A 2,829-nucleotide genomic window follows, 5' to 3' on the forward strand; every position below is an offset into this window, starting at 1 on the left:
TTACGTTGCTCGATCCGCACAGATTGCCTGCGAAGTATTTGACATTTCTCGGATTGGCACCTAACAAGGCGTTGCAGCGGAGGCCGCGAAGCACAGCTCACGTGGATGCTGGTGAGGCCGTACGCGGCCCCCGCTGAACGCGGGCGTTAGGCGCTGTGCCTTGCGTAGGGGCTTCAATTAACACCAACTTGGCTATGAGAATAGCCCAAATAAAAGGAGCCTCCGATGAAGAACACGCACTCGGCGCTAATTCTCAGTTGCTTGCTAATGGTTTCTTGCTCCTCTTCTAAGCCCAGTATGCAGTCCGATGCAGCGAGCAGTAATTCAAATATTGCATCCAGCAACCTGAATTCTTCTTCTAGGATTGCCCAAGCAACAGCTGATAATCTAAATGAGCAGAGAGCTACTGAGGTATTAAGAGATTTTGTAAACAACAACTTCAGCGGTTCTGGCATAACGTATGTGTTCTTAAGTGTCGGCCCTTTTTTCCCGACGAGAATAAGAGCGCAATAGCGGTCAGGTTTAAAAGCCTTTTTCGGATTAACCAGCCCCGGTACGAAGAGCAACGTACAGGAGAGGCACGATTTGAGCGGGCGCAAAATGGCAAATGGTATCTCACTCGTATCCAGCTTGGATACAATGTTAAAACACCAGATATAGAAATTCAGTAGACTATCCTATCAAGCTAACATTGTATGCGATAACAGTAGAAGCATGACATAAAACGTGAGCGCGCCTAACAACGACATGCACCGGAGCCGCCGAAGCAATGTTCTCATCATTCATCCGATGCCGCTCGGCGGCCCGGTGATGTCGAGCGTTAGGTGTCTTTCCCTTCAGTCACGTACTCTCTTGAGTCCGCATAACAGATACCTTGTTCCATCAAAGAAAAACGATTAGCTTATTACCTTGCGTTAAAAAAACAATATTAGCAAAGGGCGAAAGATGACCTATTCCTATTCGCAATTGGATCGAAATAATCTTCAATGGTTTATGACTGTAACTTCTCGCCAAACTTTACAATCAATTAGAGTCCTAAGAGGAGAAATCCGAGGTCTTCGAAACCTGATGATAGATTTTAAGTATCCTATAACATCTATAGCTGGGCGCAATGGGTCAGGGAAAACAACAGTCCTTAGTCTTGCCGCTTGCGCCTTTCATAACTCAACCAATGGATATCGCCTTCCAGGGCGTACTCGACCGTATTACACATTTTCTGATTTCTTTATTCAATCAGCAGAGGAAATCCCGCCGGGGGGGATTACAATCTCATATCAAATCCTCTCTAATCGCTGGAGGCGTAGTGATCGTTTACCTAAAGGTGAAGGTTCTGCTTTGCAGTATAGAGAAAAGAAGCGTGAGGGGCGATGGAATAGCTATACCTATCGTATGCACCGACCAATAGTATTTCTTGGAATCGATAGGGTTGTGCCTCATTCTGAAAAGAGCGTATTAAAAGGTCATCGAAGATCGTTCCTTCCATCATCTGCTAAAGGTTGGGAAGGCAATGTAAAGGAGATTGTAGGTCGTATCTTGGATAGGGATTACAGTAACTTTGAGTACCAACGCCACTCAAAGTACCAGCTACCCATTGTTACCCATCGGGGCAGAACATACTCTGGATTCAATATGGGGGCAGGTGAAAATACTCTCTTTGGCATTATATCTACAATTCTGGATTGTCCTGAGGGGGCAATGATTCTAATAGATGAAATTGAGCTTGGCCTGCATGAAGAAGCTCAGGGCCGACTAATTCGAGAATTGAAAGAACTCTGCCTTAAGAGGCAGGTCCAGATTATTTGTACTACACATTCTCCAATAATCCTCGATTGTCTTCCCCCAGAAGGACGCATTTTTCTTGAACGCATCGGCAATTCTACCCAAGTTACACCAGGTATTTCATCTGCATTTGCGACGGGTAAGTTAGCAGGAAAGCCCAAAGTAGAGCTTGATATTCTTGTAGAAGATAGTATTGCACAATTGATTGTTGAAGCTGCATTGCCCAAAGAGCTGCGGCTGCGCGTCTGCATTATTCCTATAGGTTCATCCACTGCTGTAATCCGCCATCTTGCTGCCCGATTCAAAGAGAAGAGGTCTACCGAGGTTTGTGCATTACTTGATGGGGATAAGTCATCAATACGAGAAACACACCTCAAACACTTTCTTTCAGCCTTGGAATCCTGGCCAGACAAGGAAAGCGCCCGAAACTGGGCTAATGTACGCATTGACTTCCTGCCCGGTACAAAATGGCCAGAAGCATGGATTCTTGAACAGGGCTGTAACCAAGCATATCAATACATTGCTCAGGAGTTCGGACTTTCGCCTGAGGAGGTTGAAGATATATATGCGACTGCGGCTAGAGACGGCAAACACAATGAATTTTATACTGCCGCGGAACGCCTAAATCTAAAAGAAGAAATAGTAGCTCACAAATTTGTAAAAGCTGCGCTTCTAGCCACACCGCTAGAATCAGAACGAATTTGCAAATTCGTCCGAAGGCATTTAGGGTAAGTTCTCATTAATAGAGAATTACTAACCTGATGAGTATAATTCACTATTATACCGACAGCCGACACCTAACAAGGCGTTGCAGCGGAGGCCGCGAAGCACAATTCGAATAATCACTTGTGAGGCCGTTCGCGGCCCCGCTGAACGCGGGCGTTAGGTCGCCAAATGTGTAGATGATTCACTACAAGCGGTCTCATAAATAGCATCGGAGCAAAATCCTGATGCAGCCTAAGTGAACAAACCCGAGATAGTTCTCATCATGGAAGTCAAAGCGCATCGCAATCCGGCGAAAGTTCTGAAGCCACGAGAACAGTCGCTCTA

2 protein-coding genes are annotated in these 2,829 nt (G+C 45.8%); one reads left to right on the forward strand and one right to left on the reverse strand.

Annotation, left to right across the window (positions count from 1 at the left end; all coding sequences use genetic code 11):
- Positions 1-173: 173 nt before the first annotated feature.
- On the reverse strand, positions 174-455 hold the full coding sequence (locus VJ464_24045; protein ID HKQ08219.1) for a hypothetical protein: 282 nt from the start codon (positions 453-455) through the stop codon (positions 174-176).
- 490 nt (positions 456-945) lie between these two features.
- On the opposite strand from VJ464_24045, the gene VJ464_24050 reads away from it, so the two are divergent.
- Entirely contained in the window at positions 946-2,511 is a 1,566-nt protein-coding gene (locus VJ464_24050; GenBank protein ID HKQ08220.1) for an AAA family ATPase, read from the forward strand.
- Positions 2,512-2,829 lie beyond the last annotated feature (318 nt).

Source organism: Blastocatellia bacterium (genome assembly GCA_035275065.1).
GTDB lineage: Bacteria > Acidobacteriota > Blastocatellia > UBA7656 > UBA7656 > DATENM01.

Bases quoted from the DNA above. Each gene is read 5' to 3' on its own strand.
- VJ464_24045 (HKQ08219.1), bottom strand. From the start codon at position 455: ATGCCAGAACCGCTGAAGTTGTTGTTTACAAAATCTCTTAATACCTCA.
- VJ464_24050 (HKQ08220.1), top strand. From the start codon at position 946: ATGACCTATTCCTATTCGCAATTGGATCGAAATAATCTTCAATGGTTT.